This window comes from Nodosilinea sp. P-1105, from assembly GCF_012911975.1.
Lineage (GTDB): Bacteria > Cyanobacteriota > Cyanobacteriia > Phormidesmidales > Phormidesmidaceae > Nodosilinea.
Genome location: NZ_SMDQ01000018.1, coordinates 18757 through 38713 on the forward strand (window position 1 = coordinate 18757; position 19957 = coordinate 38713).

Genomic DNA, 19957 nt, shown 5'->3' on the forward strand with positions numbered 1-19957 from the left:
TCAACCCGGCCTTGGCACCGGTCAAGCTGGATGCGATCTGGTCTAAGGAAATAGCCCTGCGGCCCCTCAGCAGGTGTGATACCATAGAGCTTGCTTTGGCCGACGCGGGCCATTTGCGGGTGTAGTTTAGTGGTAAAACCTTAGCCTTCCAAGCTAATGATGGGGGTTCGATTCCCCCCACCCGCTTCTGTTGTTGTACAGTTCCCGATAATAGGTCATGGGGACTGGAGGCAAGTCTCCTGCATTAGTTACAGCAGCTGTGTTTGCTAGCTGCCGGGGGTACGTCGTTGGCCGGATTTTCGTCGAAGAAATTCAGCGGCTTGAGCATAAAGCCAACGTAGGCGGTGGGCATCACCGGCCAGTCTTCGGCGCGGGGAATGTGGGTGTGGGCAAAGGTGTACCACACCACCAGGTCGGTGTTCTCTACGGGGCGGTTCGCCTCAGTCCATTTCGGCAGCCCCTCGCCACCGGGGTGCTGATTGGGGTAGTTGCCCGTCGGGAATTTTTCGTCCGGGGCGTAGGGGGTGACCCACAGGTGCTTGGTCATATAAGTGGCCCGCTTCATCACGCTGGCGTGGGGGCGCGCCAGGGGTAGGGTATTTTCACCGGGCATCAGCTTGTAGGCGGTGGGGTAGCCCATGGCGTTGGTTTCGTTGGGGTTGACGATTTTCCAGTAGCGGGCCTTGATCGGGTCGATCAGCCGCTGGGCCTGTTGCTCGCTGGCCAGCAGGGTCGATTTGGCGTAAAAGGCGTTGCCGTAGGGGTTCAGGGTCTCGTCGGCTTCGGGTTCGACATCCACCTCATAGACAGAGTTTTGCATGCCGTCGATGCACATATCCATGCGCACATTGAAGATGTGCTGGTGGGCGGGAGCATAGAGCTGGGGGGCAATCAGGGTGCCGTACTTGGGCACTTCGCCGGGGGGGAAGGCTGCCGTGCTGAGCATGCCCGTGAGCTTGACCTCGTATTGAATGGTGCCGTCTTGGTAGAAGTACCAGAAAAAGCCGTACTCGTAGTTGCCCACAGTGGCGATGAAGGAAACCACCAGGCGGCGCGATCGCCTCACCTCAGTCTCTTCGGTGCGCCAGTCCACATGCTTCCAGAGAATGCCAAAGTCTTCTTCGTGGAGGCAAACGGCGTGCTCAATCTGGGCCACCTCGCCCCGGGAGTTGGTCATAAAGGCATCGAAGTAGTAGATCTCGCCCAGGCAGTCGCAGCCTAGCTTGAGGGAGTTGGCCAGGGTACCAACACCGTACTCGCCCACGTCAAAGGCGTTTTTACGGTAGTGGTGGGGCTGGGGGTCGCCATAGGGCACAGTCATCTCTGCCAAAGAGGCGCGGTAGAGAATGGGCCGCTCTTCGCCGTCGTCGGTGTAGCTGACGGTGTAGAGCACCAGCCCCTCGCGGGGGGTAAAGCCGATGCGCATTTTCCACTTTTGCCAGCGGATCTCGTGGCCGTTGACGGTGAAGCTGGGGCCTTCGGGCTGGATGATCTCCAGGGGTTTGAGGTCGGTGCGAAAGTTTTTGATGTATTCCTGGGAGTAGTTGGCGGAATTGGGCGGCAGGGGCACCACGCCGTGGTCTTCGACCCGGATCACCTCCATTTTGTTGAGGTCAACGACGGGGATGACGCCTTCGATCGGGCGGGCGTAGCCGTTGTCGGTGGGGTTGGCCCGCACCCAGCAGAGGGCGCGGGAGAGGCGGACGCCGTCTTCGTCAGCAATGCCATAGTTACCGGCAGACCAGGGGTCAACCATCACCAAGCTGGGGTCAGTGATGCCGCGTTTGGCGATCGCATCCAGAAATTCTGGACAGGCCTTGACCGCATTCTCACACTCAATGAACTCATCCAGCATGATCGGCGGCTGCACACCGGGAATGTGCTGCCAGGAGATTACAGTGCCCTCCGTCAGCGAGACGATCGCCTCATAGGTCTGGGCGGTGGCATTGTCGAGAATGATGGCGAAGGCTTCCCGGACAATGTCATCCCCCGGCTTGAAGCTGAGTACCGTTGCCTTGGATGGCTCGTTGAGGGTGATGGTGGCAAAGCGGGTAGTGGCCCCCAGGGATTTCTGGTTGCGCAGAATGGCGACGGCGGCGGCGATTTCGTTGGGAGTGAGGGGTTCGAGGGGGTGGGCAACGGCGACAGCAGTGGGGCGTGCTTGGGCAATGGTCATGGGTAGGCTCCTGGGGTAGTTGGGGGGATGGGTGGAAGATGGGGAGGTGGGGAGGTGGGGAAGGTGGGGAGATTTGGAAGATGGGGAGGTGGGGAAGGTGGGGAGATTTGGAAGATGGGGAGGTGGGGAGTGGGTAGGGTGGGTTAGGTTTCAGATAGCTGGGGGGCGATCGCCTGTGTTAGGGCCGTAACCTACTGTCGAGGTATTGTGCCAACAGTCCAAAATGCAAAATCGCCAATCCAAAATCGTCAGGCGATCGCCATCGCCTTCCCCAGCAGATCGTCGCAATAGTCCGCCAGGTGGGGGCTGCGGTAGCCGTCGTTGCGCCAGAGAATGGGGAAAAAGCTCTCGTCCATTTCGGTGCTGCCCACCCGCTTGTAGCGGCCATAGATGTACCCCTGGGGGTTGGTGGGGTGGAACTGGGCGCTGGCGGGGATGGTGTGCAGACCGATGCTGTGGAACATGCCCTCGGTGCGGGTGGTGGGGCCAAGACCGTGCCAGGTGCGCCCGTGGTGGAAGGCGCAGCCCCCGGCGGGCACATCGACGATGACCAGCTCTGGTTCAGGCACGCCCGCATTCTCGGCGGCCTGGAGCATAGCCCAGCGGTAGTCTTTGGTGGGGGCATGAAACTCGCCCTCGACCTGGGCAATCGGCCATTTGTGGGAGCCTTTGGCGTAGACCAGGGTGCCATCGGCGGCGGTGGCGCGATCGAGGGCGACCCAGCAGGTGATCATCTCGGCCGGGTCCAGGTAATCGATGTAGACGCCGTCCTGGTGCATGGCGATCGCCTGGGCACCGGGGGGCTTCATCCACAGGCTGTCTTGACCGATGCGGGCACCGTCCCAGCCGGACAGGGTGGCGCTAAGGCGACCAATTTCTGAGGAGAGCACTAGGCTGGCGATGGTGCGATCGCTCTTCCAGCCGTTGCAGATCTCCCGGGTAATGTCGGGCAGACTCATGCGCGGACGCCAGTGCCACTCGTCGGGGAAAATGCCAGTCTCAAACTCACCGTGGAACATGGGCTCCAGGCGGCTGGCCAGGCGTTGAGCAAAATCCGCTGGCAAAAAATTCTCCAGAATCAAAAAGCCATCGTTTTGGAATTGCTGAATCTGGGTTTGAGAAAGCTGAATCGGTTGGTAATCCATTGAGTTGACAAAATTGGACAAGCCGGATGTACTTGTCATAATAAGTTCTTCCCCAAAAGATTATGTGTCCACCGTTACCTGACGTCGACCCAGCTGTGCCACTGACCCTAGAGCCGGGTGTATTGCACATTGCCGCCAGCGATTTTGATGCCCGCCCCATGAGCTATCTCACCCGGGCAGGAGAGCGCACCGGTTTTGAGCCAGAACTGGCTCGGGTAGTCTGTCAACAGCTGGGCTTAATTCCCCTATGGCACAATTTGCCTATGGCTGAGTTCTATACTTGCTTCGCCACCGGGCGGTACGATGTGGTGTGGTTTAACCAGGCCATTACCCCCGAGCGGCAGCAGGTGGTCAACTTTACTCGCCCCTATGGTCTGTTTGATGAGGCGGTTCTGGTTAAAATCGGCAGCGGTATTACCTCAGTGGCCGATCTGGCGGGTAAACGGGTTGGTGGCCTAGCCGATAGCACCAATATTGCTCTGGTCGAGAGTTTCCCTGAGGCGATCGCCGTGCCGTTCCCCGGCAGCGACCAGGTGCTGCCCGAAATGCTGGCTGCCCTGAGAGCAGGGGAGATTGACGCGCTGATTGATGACGAACTGGTGCTGGCGATCGCCGCCCAGGAGGATGACCAGTTAGAGCTGGGTTTTACCTTGCCAACCCAGGTGCCGTTTGCGATCGCCACCCCAAAACATAACCCTGGCTTGCAGACCAAGCTGAATGCCGCCCTGGCCACTACCCTGGTCGATGGTACGCTGGCCGCCCTCTGGGCCACGTGGATTCCTTGGAAACCGTTTCCACAGCTGGGTATTTGATCGCTCGACGTCGACAAAACCTTGCTATCCCTAGGGCTGGCTGGCAGAAATGTACTTACCTTCGCTGAAGGTGCCAGGTTCTAGGGGTCAGGTATCAGGAAAGGTTGGCCGACTTATGCCGCAGAATACTCGTTATTTGTGACTCACTATGACCAGGCTGGAGTGCACACTCACTGATCACGGTGCAAAACAAAGAAAAAGGGTTGGGGCAGGTCTTTAAAGTCCATCACACCCAACACCGTATGGTCATCGATTTTTCTAAAGCTGTCGTTTATCGGCAGCCTGTCGTAGATCATGGTGGCGCTGACCTGATGGCGATAGTCCATCATCCGCAGGCGGGCTTGACTGGTGTCAGTTTTCGACAGAGCGATCAGCAGGCGTAGCAGAGGTCGCAATGCTTTGTGTTTAACGAAAGAGAGCTTCAGCCCCAGGCGCATGGCCATAAGGCTAGGGGCAACTTTAAAGACATGACCTTGTCCATTCTGAAACAACAACGGATGCACCGTTTCAGGGTCAACAAACGCCTTGCCATACCAGTTTGTAGCGGCCAACAGCCCGTCCATGGGGTGGTTCGTGGCGATTTCGACCCCTCGCCAACGACCGATCATAAAGTCCAAGTCGACTGGTTCTAAGGCATCAAAGCACTGGAGCGCCACCTCAGAAGTGGCCTCTCGGTCATGCAATATCGACGTTAGCGGATCTGTTTTTATGGCGTCCCCCTTATGCCTGCGATCGCAAGGCTTACCCATCGCTTTCATGCCATGGCCAACGCTGACCAAGCTAAGCCTATTCTGCACTACTCGGCCAGACCCTTGGTGGACTTACACCCAAGCAAAGCACTTGAGGGCAGCGTCAAGCTTGAACACTAGGGTAGTCACAGATTGGGTAATACATTATAGAAGCCTCGAAAAATACAAAGCTTATTAAGAATGGAGGCGAGGTCTCAATGCTTTTGAGCTTCCAGGTTTAGTAATAAAGCAATTAATCGAGGTGCCTTTATGGAGCCCAATAGCCGTAAGCCTTATTGGGTTCTGCTGGCCATGTAAGACACTAGATGTCCTGGCAAATCTTAGCCAACTCTTTCCTCCTTTCAGGCGTTGTTAAGGACTTTGTTCGCCATAGGCCGACATGTGCTTCGGCTGCAGCCAGATCAGAGAAACGCTCGATGTCAATCAATACTTGGGCGTCAATCAATACTTGGGCTACTCTGTCACAATCACGATACCGAATATTACCCATAGAACGTTGCAAGGCATTAGGTAGGATAACATTGCATAGTAGTGGAGGAGTATCTGTAGCGAGTTGTTCTTCAGACAAGTCGGTAACGCTGCTTAAATCTACTCCTAGCAAAACTGCATTGCTCAAGTTGCTATCTGCAAAGCTTGTTGATGTAAAACGACCTCCTTCTATTAAAGCCCCTTCAAGATTAGCTGACACGAGCTTTGCCCCTCTGAGATCTGTATTGATCAAGCGAACTTTAGATAGATTAGCTTGTCTAAAACTAGAGTTCATTAAACAAGCAGATGAAAGATTGGCTGAGTCAAGAGTTGCTCCTGTCAGGTTGGAACGCACCACTTTTGCCTTGAATAAATCTGCTTCTGTTAGGTTCACCTCTTTTAACTGGCAACGTCTCGCAGTTATTTGAATCAACTCTGCATCACTCAGGTTTGAACCGTTTAATGTGGCGTCACTAATATCAGCCTTCTTAAGGCTAGCATGGTGTAGTGTAGCTTCTACCAATGTACTTGCATTTAGACGGGCCGACTTTAAAGTCGCTTTGCTTAAATCTGCTTGAGAGAAATTAGCGCCAGTTGCTTTAGCACCAGTAAGGTTCGCTTCAATCAGCTTGGCATACCTTAGATCTGCATGGTTGAGCTGAACGCTTGAAAAGTCAACCCCGATCAAACTCGCCTTCATAAGTCTTGTGTGACTTAGATCGGGCACCTGGTCTTCATTAAAGTCGATTAGGTCAAGTTCAAGGTTCGTTAGGTCTTCTCTAAATGAGAAGGATTCGCAGTATCGTCCGAATGACCTCAAGATTGGTGAGAGCCATCTGTTATTAGAGTGAATGGTACAGCTATTTATTAGGTTTAGGAAGACGTCCCTTTTGGCTGATGAATCGCCAGTGCGAAGGGTTTCGTACTTCTTTTGTATGTCTCTTTCAGCAAGATAATAACTAACCCCAAATAAGGCGACTGATAAAGCTAATAGTGCTCCACTAATTAGAACTGGCTTAAGCAGCGCGCTTCTTAGAATATATCTAGCTGATGGTGCCATAACTTACCGTGAGATTAGTATCAATCGTCCATGGTGCAACATCTTTATACCCTGTTTTTAGCTCAGAATCAGTGCCTTGATGTCACAAAGTATAATGAGTGGGTGACAAAGGTATGTCGTCCTAACCAGAAGCTGAGAGTTAGGAGTTAGAAGATCTAAGAAATTGAAAGTGTTCAGAAAATCACGCTTGACAGGACTGAAACCCCTGATTTTTCGTTCTCGACACAGGGATTTACACAAAATTCTGATCGCTCTCAAGGAATTAGATTAGCAAGGTAATGGCGTACCAGGTGACTAGTTTTTTTCCTTCGTAAGACATTTTATGAACAACGTCGCTCAACCTTCAGTGATTGCGGGCTGAGCGACGTCGTATGTCTTTTGTGTTTTTCGGCAGTCTGCCGCCAATAGGCAGGCTAAGCTAACAGGTCATGTATCCCACAGAGCTACTGTGTACACATAAGTCTTGCTTGACTTTAGCTCCTCCGCTTTGGCCCCCTTTTCTGGTATGCCCGTAGGGCTATAAGCCCCCCTCGCGCAGCGTGCCCAGAAGGCATAATTCTGGGGGAATTTGAAGCCTGCCCCCCGAAAGCGGGGAACTAGGGAGGCAAAACTCGATTCCAGCAGACCGCCTACCCAGCATTACTCGTAGATGTTGGCGGCTTTCAGCATGTGGTAGGTGATCAGCAGCTGGGTCAGGGCCAAAGGGAAGCTGCGTAAGGTTTCGCCCGTAGTGCCGATCAAGGTGCCAATGTCGGTATTGCCCTCAATGCTGCAGAACTTGCCCAGGTAGGGAATTTCGCTACACAAGGTGCGCTCCAGTTCTTGCACTGGCTTTTCAGTGGCATGGCCATCAATTTCCAGCACATCTACGGGTTTGCCCATGTCGCGATCGAGCCCCATGCGCACCGCATCTCCCAAGCTCCCTCCTTCTTTAGTCTCTAATAGGTGAGAAAAGTCAGGGTGAGGAATGGTAGGTCGTAGCACCAGCCGCACGTTCAGCAGTAACTCATCGGCTTGGCTTTCACCCTCGGGCGGATAAAAACTGACCACCACATCCGCCCACTGTCGCTGGGGACGAATGTATGATTCTGAGTCAAATTCCCGAGCTTTGATTTGCTTAATCACTTCCTCAGGGGAGTATCCCCGCTTGCGTGTGTCTCGCTTGATCTTCCAGGTGGCCCGCAGGTCTTCAGGAGGGGCCAGGTAAACCTTGACATCGTAGGCGTCGCGGCAGGCACGGGTGGAATACCCCAGCAGCCCTTCCACAATCACAAAACGCTTTGGTTGGATATATTCAGGGGGATCAAATTCCCCGGAGGTATGATTATAGATGGGCTTGAGGATGGGTTGTCCGGTGCGTAGCAGGGTGAGATGCTGCTGAATAATATCGATGTAGTTGCAGTCGGGGTGGAGGGCCGAAATGCCCATTTCTTTCCGCTGCTTGCGATCGTAGCGGTGGTAGTCGTCGGTGCAGATCGTGGTGACTTGATCTTCACCCAAAATTTGGGCAATCCCTTTGGTCAGGGTGGTTTTCCCTGCAGCACTGTCTCCGACGATACCTAGAATAACCGGACGACTAACCATAGCAATCTCCAGGGGAAATAAAGAGCGAGTCATTCCATTGTAAGAACCAATGGATCAGGGGCCAAATATTTATTTAGCCCTAGAGCATCGGTACAGTGTGTCAAGATCCCAGGGTTCTTGGGCTGATTAGCCAGAAAAGTTGGGGTATCCGAGGGCAGAACCCTGGGATCTGTCCCGACGTCCTAAATGCCTAGCCGCCCTTTCAGCACCTCATAGAGGACCCGGGACAGCTCACGTCGTTGTAAATTTTGGCGATCGCGGGGGGTGCGCCCAAAGGCCTGATCATAGACCTCAGGCATCGCTTTTTTGACCAAAAAGGACAGCTGTTCGCGGGTGATGGGACCATCGGGAGCAAAGCGATGCCCCCCAACACCGGCAATCATGCCGTGGGCATATAGGGTTTCAATTGCCTCATAGGCCCAGTGTTGACCGGGCTGTACATCAATGAACGTGGGCTGGGGGGGCACTGTCCTAGGTAGTTTCAATACATTCACCAAAGCCGTTGCCACCACCGCTCGAGACACCGGCCCATGGGGCCGAAAATGTAGCGTTCTCAGGTTTTCGCTGCGAATTAGCCCTGCGGCAGCCATCACCTGAATGGGCTCGAAGTCGGAATCGTTATGGCTAATGTCATCAAACCAAAAAATAGGGATGCCGTTGCGGGCCATGAACCCCTGAATTTTGCGAACGTGCTGTTCTTCAGTAGCCAGTACCCGGGGCGCTAAGCCAGTCCACACCGCAAACACGGCCAGAAAACCGCTGGCTTCCCCAATCGCCCACTCCATCGGATGCATACGATAGGCGGCATTGGTAATGTGGGTGGTGCCCAGGCTTTTGGCCGATAACACCAGGCCGTCGGTGTTCACTGGCACCAGGGAACCTAGGGGCAGGCTAAAGGGCAGGGCCACCACGTCTTTGCCTTTGGGACTAACGTGGCCCTCGGCATCGTTGCCATGCAGATCCAGGTAATGGTACTGGCCGATGCCCACAGCGTCTTCAAAACAGCGAGCCCGAGCCTGGTGGGGGAAAAAGGTTTCAGCCACATCTTCATGGCGAATGGTGGTCAGCGCCTTGCCGCGACGGGCCTCGCGAATATAGGGTTCCAGAGCAATGCCGTCCGCCGTCCAGGTCAGATCACCACGGGGCTTTAGGTTGGGGGCGCCATGGGTTTGCAAGTAGTGCACATAGGCCTGGGAGCGGCGTCGAGCCCGTTGGATGTGCAATTGCCGCTCCTCGCGGCTGACCCCCACCAACCGCCCAGGGCGGTAGTCATTACCACAGCGAAAGAGATGGTCAGGATCGCTGGAGGTGCCCCAGTTAATCACACTGATATCCCCGGGATGTACCTTTTTATCGTCGAGCCTAACTCGCTGCAAGCGACGATAGCGAAAAATGCCATAGTCACTAAAGAAGTCCCATTTGTGCCACTGGTGGGCTTTCGTTTTGGTCCAAAAGAGCGCGGTAAAGTCTTGCAGGTTCAGCCAAGGGACAACCCCAAAACCGTCAGGCTTACCGATGGGTACCCCGCGACCGGGGGCGGTGCATTCCACCACTACATCGAAGGTGATGGACTGTTGGCACTGGGGCCGGGCTTCTTCGGGCAGAATCGCTTCCCCGGTGTCGGAGCGAGCTTCTTGCCCCACAAAGGCAGGAATGTCCCCCACTTCCAGCAGGTCCCCCAGGTCGGTGGCTTCGAGGGTAACTTGGGCGGTGACGGTAAATTCATGCCCAGTTTGGCTGTCGCCAAAAATCACCCCCTGCAGTTTGGGTCGCTGCCCCGTATGGTCCATGACCACCCGAATCGGCTCTGCAAATGGAATCAGGCTCAATTTGCCGTTGCGCAGATAGGGGATCAGCGGTTCATTCAAGGCACTGGCCGCTACCACTGGCGTGGTGGCCAGGGGGCTTACCCAGCCGCTACCCGGGTTGCTGACCACTCGACCAGCGACGGGTTGCAGTTGCCGCTGGCGATCGCGAAAGGCTTTCTGGCTTCTAGAAATCGCAAACGCCTCCCCATCCACCGTCAAGAGTCCTGCCTTTTTTCGCAACAGGTCGCCATCGTCAGAAGCGGGGAGAGCCTGGGCGGTAAACTGCCCACCCACCACGGCCTGGGGTTGCACCAGACAGACATCCAGGTTCAATTGCAGGGCGGTGAGGGTGGCTGAATAGGCCGCAGTAGACCCCCCTACCACTAAAATCGAACTGGTCAGGGTGGCCCCATGGGCCGGGCGGGTGAAGGCCGCGTCAGACAATACCCCGAGGCGTTGGGTAATGGTGGTGGACATAGGGGCACAGGTCCCACAGAGCAAAGGATTGTCCCGATTTTAGGCGATGCCCCAGGGGCAATATGGCAAACGTATCGGAAACGTTATGGAGACTGGCCCGCCATCCAGCCAGCTGCCGACGCAACTGGTGCTCAGTCCATCTGACTGATAATGGCAGGTTCTGCTAATGGCAGGTTCTGCGAACTGGGGTCCAAGGTCTACGGCCAGCCATAGACCTTCAACCTTGAACCGTAAACCCTTTCAGCCCGCTCCCTTTAACTTGATAGACCCCTAAGTCAGAGAGGATGTCTTGTTTTCTCTCTTCCCTCTTCCTAAAACACTGTGCCATCACTAAGCAGGGTGATGGGCGGGGGGCCGCCGGGGCGTTTTTGGGCGGCGATTTGGCGACCAGCGGTCCAGGTGCCGCCTTGCAGCAGTTGGGCCAGGGGCAGTTGGTCGGGGGACAGGTGACGGGTTTGGCGCAGGTGGTTAGCGAGCTGGTCGAGCAGGCAGAGGGTGAGGGCGCGCCATTCGACAATCAGCGGGGAGTGGGGCGGATGGGCGATCGCGCTAGCGGCCGCATCTTTCAGGGTCAGTACGCCGCAGTCTACAAACAGGCCGCCGTTGCGGTATTCGGCTAAGCCAGTGAGCTGGTCCAGATCGGTAATGATCAGGCCCAGGTCTTGCAAGGGTTCCACCAGGGAGTAGGTGAGCCATTGGGACAGTTTGTGGAAGGGGACTAACTGACTGCCGAGGCCAGTATCGGGCAATTGGGGATGGGGCCAGACATCCCCCAGGTTCACCCCAGCCAGGGTGACTCGTCCGGGCCAAATGGTGCCCAGCCCTTGCAGAATCGTTTGCAGCAGGGTGATGGCCGACAACTGCCCCTCTGGGGCCTGCTGTAACCAATAGTCCACGAGGTGGCCTGGTCTGGGATGATCTGTGCCAAACAGATGGGTCTGCTGGCGCAGGGTGTGGCCCAGCTTTTGCAGCAGGGTGACTCGCCCCTCTAGGCCCAGTAGGGGATTGCGATCGCTGACTTGAAAGGCAACGGCCAACTGATCTACGGTCAGTTGCATCAGGCCATCGGCATCCGCCTGCCAGGGACAGTCGGGCTGGCTCGAGAACAGCCCCTGAACAAAGCTATGAAAGCTGGCGATCGCCAGTCCTTCCGATCGCTGAAACACTTGTCCAGTTTGGGTTTCACGATATTTCCAGACGGTCCCAGCGCCTGCGTCCAGCAACACACTCGTGATCACCAGATCCAGTTTCAGTCGGGCCTGTTCCAGGGCGTCCAATTGGGCCAGTTGGGATGCTAGCCACTCTAGCCGCGACCTTCCCTGGGGTTCAAAATGCCGCCAGCGAGAATGAACCGGGATATGTCCCTCTGGGTACTGCTGATCGATGACGGCTTGGACATAGTCAGCGGTGGCGGGTAGGGCATCGAGGTGGAGGCGGAGGTGGTATAGCTGATCGTCAAGGGCCAGATTGTATAGGGTGCGGCTGCGATCGCGAATCGCCTGGGGACTTTGCAGATAGGCGATGACCGCTAAGGGGTCTGGGGAAGCTGGGGACATAGGCCAATAGCAACAGGACTGGCTGGATTAATCGGTGAGGTTGCGTCCTTTAATCTGAATTAAATCCTCCTCTGATGGCACCCCCTGGTCGGTGTAATAGCCAGCGGCCTTTTTCGCCTCGATTTCCACCCGAGCGTCTGGAGGCACCAAATCATCGGGGATGGGCACCCGTTCGACAATCTCAATGCCCGATCGCACAATGGCGTTGTACTTCATGTCACTCATTGAAACAAACCGATCGATCCGGGTGATGCCTAGCCAGTGCAGCACATCCGGCATCAGCTCTTGAAAGCGCACATCCTGCACCCCGGCTACACATTCGGTGCGGGCAAAGTAGGCATCGGCGCGATCGCCCCCCTGCTGGCGCTTGCGGGCATTATAGACCAGAAACTTGGTCACCTCTCCCAGGGCACGTCCCTCTTTGCGGAAGTAGACAATCACCCCGGCGCCCCCTTGTTGGGCGGTGCGAATACATTCCTCTAGACCGTGCACCAGGTAGGGGCGACAGGTACAAATATCTGAGCCAAATACATCGGACCCATTGCATTCGTCGTGGACCCGCACCGTCACCGGGCGACCTGGGTCGGTAATCGCCGCCACATCCCCCACTAAGTACACCGTGATGCCGCCAATCGGCGGTAAAAACACCTTCAGATCGGGGCGTGTCACCAGTTCTGGAAACATACCGCCCGTTTGCTCAAACAAGGCATAGCGCAGGTCATCTTCACTCACCCCCAGCCGCTGGGCCACCCCCGGCAAGTACCACACTGGCTCCACGGCGGCCTTAGTCACCACCAGGTCGCCGCTAGGCTTGACGATCGCCCCATCTGCGGCCAACCGCCCCTGGCGCAGCGCATCTAAGAGCTCCGGCATTTGGATGTGGGCATTAGTCACGGCGATCGTCGGTCGGATATCAATACCCTGGGCCAACAGGGGCTGATAGACCTCCCCTACCCCAGCACCAAAGGGATCTAAGGAAACAATTTTTTGCGGATCGGCCCAGCTGGGGTGGGGACCAATGGCGATCGCTGGGGCCGTATTGGTTAAATCGGGTCGATGATCAGGGCAGAGCCCTCCGTTGGCCACCGCCAAGGCCCGATACACCGCATAGGACCCGGAATGGGTGCCGATGGCATTGCGATGGCTGGGGTCGCTGACAGTCGCGACGATGGCTCCCCGCTGCACGGGGTCGGCCTGTCCCCAGTCAATCGGCTGGCCCCTCAGCCCCGACCGACTGGGGTGGGAGGTGAGAACAATGTGTCGGCGCTGTTTGCGGTTGGGGGGCCCTGGAGCCGATAAGGACGGCTTAGAGGCGGCGATCGCCCCCTGGGATGAACTGTCCAAAGTCCCCGCCCCCGATCCTTGACCTTGGACACCACTGGAATTAATACCGCTGGAATCGGTCATAACGGCCTCATCGAAACGACAGATAGACATTGACCAACCCCTGAGTCGCCAAAGTAGCAAGGCTGGAGATCCCTCAAATTGCCATGTTCTCTCCCTGGAAACAGCTCATTTTTGACAAAACGTTATCCATTTACTCCATCCACCTTGGTCTGCTTACCCCTGTGGAAAAGTCACGAGAGCTCCGTCAAGCTTGATATTCATCATTCCGCTATTTCGCGCAAGTACAGGGTTATCTCCAGAGTTACACCGAGAAAATCAACCTTAACCCAGCTTGGGGCGACAGCAACCGAGCAGCGCGGACAGGGTTTCTACTGATGCTTTTGCCAAATTCACAAAGGAAGTATCACTGATTTCAGTAAATTTCCTGAGGTATTTTTTTAAGAAAAAAACGTGTCTGGAAAAGATTTTGTCTTAGGGGTTTCACCCCCCTTAGGGGATTTCATGGACTTGGCTAGAGTGAGCGTATCAAAGTGTATAAGTCGGCCTAAGTAAATACGGGTCATGCAGTGTTTGACTGCGTCATACCTGATTAATCGGGTGTGATTTGAGACCTGTCGCTGGAACTATACCCAGTGCAGCTCGAGATCTGGAGTTTTCCCACAGGTCGAACTCCCAGTCTGGACTTGAACTTGATTGAACTTAGGCAAGCTACCTGAATGCACTCAGGTAGCGCTGTAAAAGGGTGCTATTAACCATGTCACGGGATGCTCTTGTTGTCGGCATTAATCACTATCAACACTTGCCAGGACTCAATGCTCCAGCCAGAGACGCAGAGTCGGTGGCTCAATGTTTTGAGCGCTTTGGTGAATGCCGTGTATTACGCTTACCTGAAGTCATTTGCGACCATAAACCTGCCATTAACCACCAGGGCTTGATTACCACCCAAATGCTAGAAACAGCTCTAATTCGGCTGTTTAAACCCGCTGGTAAAACTGTCCCCCAAATGGCCGTATTTTACTATTCAGGTCATGGTTTGCAGCGCCATGCCGGTATTCAAGAAGGGTATCTCGCCACCAGTGATGCTAACCCAGCCGCAGGGCACTATGGTCTATCTCTCCAATGGCTGAGGCGACTCTTGCAGGACAGTCCAGTACACCAGCGGGTAATTATTTTAGACTGCTGTAACAGCGGCGAATTGTTCAACGTTTTAGAGGCCGACCCCGGCGCTAAAGCAGGTACAGATCGACTGTTCATGGCCGCCTCCCGGGAATACGAAGAGGCTTATGAATCCCTAGCAGGAAGCCACAGCGTGTTTACCGAAGCCTTGTTATCAGGGCTTAATCCTCATAAGGCCAAAGGCGGTGTGGTCAATGGTCATTCCCTAACTGATCAGGTCAACCATCAGATGAAGGGGGAATTACAACAACCGCTGTTTGAAAACTCGGGCGGAGAAATTATCCTGACGCGAGCCTCGGGAATTGCCCAGGCTATGCAGCCTGCCACTGCCACCACCCTCGACCGCCTGCAAAGCTTGCGCTACCGATTTTGCCCGTTTCCGGGCTTAGCCCCCTTTGAACCCAGCCATGCCGATTTATTTTTTGGCCGTGAAGCCATCACCCAATCTCTGGTAGAACGGGTCCAAATCACCCCTTTTTGCGCCCTAGTTGGGGCCTCTGGCATTGGCAAAACCTCCATTTTACAGGCAGGGCTGATAGCCCATCTCGCTGCCCCTCGTCCTGCCCCAGATCTCCAGTGGGATGTCCGTTACCTGAGTCTAGGTACCGCCCCACTGCAAAACCTGGCCACAGCGTTTGTCGATCCCCAGGCTACTGGACTGCAAAGGGCCGAACAATTACGTCAAGCCGAGTCCTTTTTACGACGAGGGGGCGAAGGATTGCTCCAACTGGTACAAGCCACGGCCGGAGTGTCCCACGGATCGCCTACCCGCACCGTACTCGTGATTGATCAGTTTGAAGCGTTATTTGCCTGCACCCCCGCCGCAGAGCGCGATCGCCAGATCGTGATCGACAGCCTGGTGACGGCGGCCCAGCAACACCATGTCCCGTTACATGTGGTGATTAGTCTGCGCAGCAGTGCCCTAGACCAACTGGACTTGTTTCCCAGCTTGCGGGAGTTGGTCAAGGCCCATGGTCTGGTGGTCCCAGCGATGACCTACGACCAGCTTAAGTCCACTATTTTGGGCCCGCTCGATCAGGTGGGACTGGGCTATGACACTAATTTGATCTACACGTTGCTGCTGGATTTGATGGAGAGCCCCGGTAATCTGGCGCTGCTGCAAATGACCCTCAAGGCCCTGTGGCAAAGTCGAGAGGCCGTCTCCGACCAAACAGCGCCCCGGCTCACCCTCGACACCTATGCTGCCATGGGGGGAATTCGTCGTCTATTGGAGCAGCACGCTAACCAAGTGGTCGAGACCCTGACCCAGACGGAACAGGCCATTGCCCGCCGCATCTTTTTGAGTCTGTGTGAACTGGGGGATGGCACAGCCCTTACCCGCCGCCAGGTGCAGCTGCCAGAGTTGATTACCGCCACCATGCCCCAGGACCACGTTAATGCGGTGATCGACAAGCTGGTGGACCAGCGACTGCTGGTCACCCACTGTCCCCTAGCCCAAACCACCAGCAATCCACTGGATCCAGACGCCACAGTCCTTATCCCTGGGCCGGGGGGCAATGGTCCTGAGCCCAGCTCTGCCATAGTGGCAAACATGATGCGCGCCATTGGCGGAGCCGCACCCCGGCCAGGGTCGCCGATCATCCCGTCCATTGACATCGCCCACGAAGCCCTGGTGCGCACTTGGCCCTTACTGCAAACCTGGTTGCAGGAGGCGCAGCCCCTGCTCAAACGCCAGCGCACCATTGAGGCCATGGCCCAAGAATGGCGCCAAAACCAGTGCCCCAGCCACCCTGACTACTTTTTCACCAAGTCCCGTTTGCTAGAGGCCAAGATCTTTCAAACCAACCACGGTGATTGGCTGTCTCTACAGGCAACGGATTATCTAGCAGCCTGTCAAGATTACGCCCGACGGAGCAATCGCAAACTATATTTGATGCGGCTGTTAATTCCCTTGAGTATGGTCACAGGCATGGCAACCGCCTATGGTCACAGCCTGTTGACCCAACCCCAGGCCCAGATCACGACAGCGGTAGCTCCACTTCAGACCGACATGGGACCCGCCTTTCACCTGGTAGCGCCAGAGTCCCCCATCCCCCCAGGGCTATCCACAGGAGGCATTGGGTCACCCCAGGCGGGCATGGCAGGCACAGAGATGCTGCATCGGGCCTCGACGCGGTTGTCGACCAGCCCCAATGGCCTCCAACCGATCAACTTTCAGGGCACCGGGGGGCAGATGCCAGAGTTGGTAACCGTACTAAGGCAGAGCCAGCAGGCTACCCAGGCTTGGCAACCCAAACCCCAGCAGATGTCTATGCCATCGGCAACAACCCCTTTATCTGGGCAAACTAACCAAGCCACCTATCCCCCAGTGAACCAGGTGGTAGAGCCAGTCGCCCAGTGGATTTCCCCCGAAGACCCTGATCTAGTGATTCAAATCTGGTGCACCCGCAGTGGAGCTGAGTCCACCTGTTTTACATCCACGGCCAAGAAGGACTAGGACGATCCCACCTCATCCACTCATCCACTCATCCACTCATCCACTCATCCACTCCCCACCTCCCCACCTCCCCATCACCCCACCTCCCCCCCCGCAGGTTATCCTAAGGAGCAGGCCAGCGCAGTAGGGGTTTCCATGCAGATTTTGTCCGTCACCCTGCAAAATTTCAAAACCCACCGCGATCGCTATTTTGAATTCCAGCCTGGCACTAATGCCATCTGTGGGGAAAATGGAGCGGGTAAGACCAGTATTTTAGAGGCGATCGCCTGGGTGCTGTTCAACTACCAGGGGGACTACGCCAAGGATGATTTGATTCGCAATGGCAGCGGTAGCGCCCAGGTAACCGTAGCCTTTACCTCCAACTATGATGGCCGCACCTATGAGGTGCAGCGCTGCACCCAGCGGGGCTATGTGCTGTTTGATCCCCAACTGAATGAGCGGCTGCCCTATAGCCGGATTAAGGACGAAATTTTACCCTGGCTGCGTCAGCATCTGGGGGTGGGGGCAGCCACGAATTTACCCCAGCTGTTTGCCCGCACTCTGGGGGTGCCCCAGGGCACCTTTACCGCTGACTTTTTGCAGCCTGCCGAGCAGCGCAAAGCGGTGTTTGACGCCATTCTCAAAGTGGATGATTACAAAATCGCCTTTAAACAAATGAATACGCTGCGCCGCTACGCCGAAGATCAGGTGGCGGCGGTCAAGGGGCAGATCGCCCAGTACGACGATGCCCTGACCACCTGGGAGGATATACAACAGCGGCGGCAGACCTTACACGCCGAAATTCAGATTAATCAGCAGCAGCTTCAGCAACAGCAGCAGACCCTGGCCAGGTTACAAACCCAGCGAGATCAGCTCAAGGCCCAGGCCCAGCAGCTGCAAACCCTGGCCACCCAGCGCCAGGGTCTGACCCACCAGCTAGAGGCCAAACAGCACGGTTTAGGCCGATTACAGCAGTCGATAGAGCAAGCAGAACAGGCGATCGCCGTGTGCCAGGCCAACCGAGAGGCCTACCAGGGCTATCAGGCGGCGGAGCAGGCGTTACAAGGGTTAGCCGAGCAGCAGAAGCAGCGCCAGACCCTGCAAGCAGAACTACAAACTCTGCAAAAACGCCATGGTCAACAGCAGGCAGACCTGGCCCGTTGCCAGGCTCAAATGGACACCTTTGCCACCACCGAGGACGAGTTAGCCCAGCTGCAACCCTTGATCGCTGAACAAGCCGCGCTAGAGGCCCAGCAGCAGACCCTAAAAGCCCAGCTAGAGCAGCTGAGTCAGCAGCGGGTACAGTTGGCAGGATGGCAGCAACAGGGACAGCAGCTGAGCCAACAGCACCAGGCGGCGGTGCGGAGGCGCGATCGCTTGCAGGCCCTACAGCCAGCGGTAGCCGAGATTGCCGGGTTGGAGCAACAGCGCGATCGCCTACAGCAGCAGCTCAGTCGGCTGGCCGCCGCCCGCCAGTTTGAAGCCGACATCAAAGCGCTGGTGGAGGACAGTCAGCGTCAGCGTCAGACCCAGGATGCCGATATTCAGGCCACCCTGGCCGAACTGACCAGCCTGGTGGAGAGCATTCCCCTGGTGTCTGGGGAGACGATTCGTAAGCTGGAGCAAGCCTTGCAGGGGGCATCGGATCTGCATGGATCGCTGATTGCGGGCTTGGAAGCGATTCTGCAAGACTTGGCTGACCAAACTGACGAGGCCACCCTCAAGAAAACCCTTAAAACCCTGGAAAAGGACCTGAAGCAACGCTATGGCTGGCGGGGGGAGTGGGAGCAGCTTGACGCTGTCGAGGCCCAGTTAAACCAGCTTCAGCAACAGCAGGCCGACCTAGAGCAGCAAAGTCAGGCCATCGCCCAGCAGCTGACCCAGCAGCCTGACCTGGAAGCGGCCCTGAAAGGGTTAGACCAGCAGCTCGACGCCCTGGGACGCCCCCGGGAAAAAAGCCAGATTTTGCAACGCACGCTGCAAGCGAAGCCGAAAGCGGAGCAGCAATACCAAGCCATTGTCCAGACCCAGACCCAACTCAACCAGCAACTAGCGGCTCTGACCACCCAGCTAGAAGCCTTTCAGGAAGTGGACCAGGCGGTAGCTGAACAACAGCAGCAGCGTCGTCAATACCAACCCGGCCACGAACTGTACCTGCGCCACCGGCAGATGGCCAATCAGCATCGTCAACTGAAGGCCGAATTAGATGCGGTCCATACCGAGATGGAGCAACTCCAGCAGCAGTTGATCGCCATAGAGCAGGCCCACACCGCTGCCCTAGCTGAGTTTGACCCAGCCCAGGCCGAGGCCCTGGAAACGGAGTACAGCACCATTAAGTCGGCAGCGGACCAATTGGCGGGCCGCTTGCCTCAGCAGCAAACGTTACTGGCCGAATATGACCAGCAACTCAACCGCTTGCAGGCCCTGGCCCAAAAGCGCGATCAGGCTAAACAGCAACTGCAAGCCAAGGAGAAAATTAAGCGGTTCGTTACCTTTGCCCGCAAGGCCTACAACGAAGCTGGTCCCAGAATTACTGAACAGTATGTGCGCCATATCTCCTATCAGGCGGATCGGCTGTTTCGAGATTTGCTCAACCGCCCCAATGTGGCGTTACAGTGGACCCGAGACTACGAGATTGTGGTGCAGGATGGTCCTAACCAGCGACGTTTCGTCAACCTTTCCGGAGGGGAGCAAATGTGTGCTGCCTTGGCGGTGCGTTTGGCTCTTCTTAAGGTGCTGGCCGATGTGGACATTGCCTTTTTTGACGAACCCACCACCAACCTGGATCGTCCTCGCCGCCAGGGCCTAGCAGAGGCCATTGGCCGTATCAAGACGTTTCAACAACTGTTTGTGATTAGCCACGACGACACCTTTGAGCAGGTGACCGAAAACGTGATTTTGGTTGAGCGGGATCCAGGATAAGCGGGCTAACCCTATAGCGATTTCCGATTGAGTCAGGTACGCCTTGGCTGAGTTCTGGATCCCCACAGCTTGTAGCTGTCTAAGTTATGCGCTTGTTTCCTACTTATTAAGGGGGCAGAAGGGATCCCCATGATCTCCTTCACCCGAGTGGAATCCGCTATATCAGATAGTGGTAGCCCCGGTCTTGGGCAACAGGATAAGATAAAGATACGGTTAACCAGAGGATTCCATCTAAAACCT

The 19957-nt window shown here is 56.0% G+C and carries 11 protein-coding genes and 1 tRNA gene; 4 read left to right on the forward strand and 8 right to left on the reverse strand.

Annotated elements, in window-relative coordinates:
- The first annotated feature begins 115 nt into the window (after nt 1-115).
- Nucleotides 116-186: transfer RNA gene (locus E1H13_RS10250), tRNA-Gly, on the forward strand.
- Between the two features lie 58 nt (nt 187-244).
- On the opposite strand, the gene E1H13_RS10255 is transcribed toward E1H13_RS10250, so the two are convergent.
- Together E1H13_RS10255 and E1H13_RS10260 are read right to left on the reverse strand one after the other, a co-directional pair.
- A complete protein-coding gene (locus E1H13_RS10255; RefSeq protein WP_169613319.1) occupies nt 245-2176 on the reverse strand; it encodes a primary-amine oxidase in 1932 nt (643 codons plus the stop codon).
- Nucleotides 2177-2424: 248 nt separating this feature from the next.
- On the reverse strand, nt 2425-3321 hold the full coding sequence (locus E1H13_RS10260; protein ID WP_169613320.1) for a phytanoyl-CoA dioxygenase family protein: 897 nt from the start codon (nt 3319-3321) through the stop codon (nt 2425-2427).
- A 62-nt stretch (nt 3322-3383) separates the two neighbouring features.
- On the opposite strand from E1H13_RS10260, the gene E1H13_RS10265 reads away from it, so the two are divergent.
- Nucleotides 3384-4133, forward strand: a complete 750-nt coding sequence (locus E1H13_RS10265) for an ABC transporter substrate-binding protein (RefSeq protein ID WP_169613321.1) — start codon at nt 3384-3386, stop codon at nt 4131-4133.
- A gap of 170 nt (nt 4134-4303) precedes the next feature.
- Here E1H13_RS10265 and E1H13_RS10270 read toward each other — a convergent pair whose 3' ends face one another.
- From E1H13_RS10270 to E1H13_RS10295, 6 genes are all read right to left on the reverse strand, one after another.
- A complete protein-coding gene (locus tag E1H13_RS10270; protein ID WP_169613371.1) occupies nt 4304-4882 on the reverse strand; it encodes a DUF4334 domain-containing protein in 579 nt (192 codons plus the stop codon).
- Nucleotides 4883-5183: 301 nt separating this feature from the next.
- A complete protein-coding gene (locus E1H13_RS10275) occupies nt 5184-6410 on the reverse strand; it encodes a pentapeptide repeat-containing protein (protein ID WP_206070311.1) in 1227 nt (408 codons plus the stop codon).
- A 639-nt stretch (nt 6411-7049) separates the two neighbouring features.
- On the reverse strand, nt 7050-7994 hold the full coding sequence (locus E1H13_RS10280; RefSeq protein WP_169613323.1) for a phosphoribulokinase: 945 nt from the start codon (nt 7992-7994) through the stop codon (nt 7050-7052).
- A 182-nt stretch (nt 7995-8176) separates the two neighbouring features.
- Complete coding sequence (locus E1H13_RS10285) at nt 8177-10279, reverse strand: FAD-dependent oxidoreductase (protein WP_169613324.1); 2103 nt, start codon at nt 10277-10279, stop codon at nt 8177-8179.
- 311 nt (nt 10280-10590) lie between these two features.
- A complete protein-coding gene (locus tag E1H13_RS10290; protein WP_169613325.1) occupies nt 10591-11835 on the reverse strand; it encodes a URC4/urg3 family protein in 1245 nt (414 codons plus the stop codon).
- Nucleotides 11836-11862: 27 nt separating this feature from the next.
- Nucleotides 11863-13242, reverse strand: coding sequence for a GTP cyclohydrolase II (locus tag E1H13_RS10295; RefSeq protein WP_169613326.1), 1380 nt, complete (start codon nt 13240-13242; stop codon nt 11863-11865).
- A gap of 694 nt (nt 13243-13936) precedes the next feature.
- Here E1H13_RS10295 and E1H13_RS10300 point away from each other — a divergent pair.
- Both E1H13_RS10300 and E1H13_RS10305 read left to right on the forward strand, forming a co-directional pair.
- Complete coding sequence (locus E1H13_RS10300; RefSeq protein ID WP_169613327.1) at nt 13937-16816, forward strand: caspase family protein; 2880 nt, start codon at nt 13937-13939, stop codon at nt 16814-16816.
- Between the two features lie 135 nt (nt 16817-16951).
- A complete protein-coding gene (locus tag E1H13_RS10305) occupies nt 16952-19717 on the forward strand; it encodes an SMC family ATPase (RefSeq protein ID WP_169613328.1) in 2766 nt (921 codons plus the stop codon).
- Nucleotides 19718-19957 lie beyond the last annotated feature (240 nt).

Excerpts from the sequence above, each read along its gene's own strand:
- E1H13_RS10260 (WP_169613320.1), bottom strand. The coding sequence starts at position 3,321 with ATGGATTACCAACCGATTCAGCTTTCTCAAACCCAGATTCAGCAATTC.
- E1H13_RS10305 (WP_169613328.1), top strand. The coding sequence starts at position 16,952 with ATGCAGATTTTGTCCGTCACCCTGCAAAATTTCAAAACCCACCGCGAT.
- E1H13_RS10300 (WP_169613327.1), top strand. The coding sequence starts at position 13,937 with ATGTCACGGGATGCTCTTGTTGTCGGCATTAATCACTATCAACACTTG.
- E1H13_RS10285 (WP_169613324.1), bottom strand. The coding sequence starts at position 10,279 with ATGTCCACCACCATTACCCAACGCCTCGGGGTATTGTCTGACGCGGCC.
- E1H13_RS10280 (WP_169613323.1), bottom strand. The coding sequence starts at position 7,994 with ATGGTTAGTCGTCCGGTTATTCTAGGTATCGTCGGAGACAGTGCTGCA.
- E1H13_RS10270 (WP_169613371.1), bottom strand. The coding sequence starts at position 4,882 with ATGGGTAAGCCTTGCGATCGCAGGCATAAGGGGGACGCCATAAAAACA.
- E1H13_RS10275 (WP_206070311.1), bottom strand. The coding sequence starts at position 6,410 with ATGGCACCATCAGCTAGATATATTCTAAGAAGCGCGCTGCTTAAGCCA.
- E1H13_RS10290 (WP_169613325.1), bottom strand. The coding sequence starts at position 11,835 with ATGTCCCCAGCTTCCCCAGACCCCTTAGCGGTCATCGCCTATCTGCAA.
- E1H13_RS10295 (WP_169613326.1), bottom strand. The coding sequence starts at position 13,242 with ATGACCGATTCCAGCGGTATTAATTCCAGTGGTGTCCAAGGTCAAGGA.
- E1H13_RS10265 (WP_169613321.1), top strand. The coding sequence starts at position 3,384 with ATGTGTCCACCGTTACCTGACGTCGACCCAGCTGTGCCACTGACCCTA.
- E1H13_RS10255 (WP_169613319.1), bottom strand. The coding sequence starts at position 2,176 with ATGACCATTGCCCAAGCACGCCCCACTGCTGTCGCCGTTGCCCACCCC.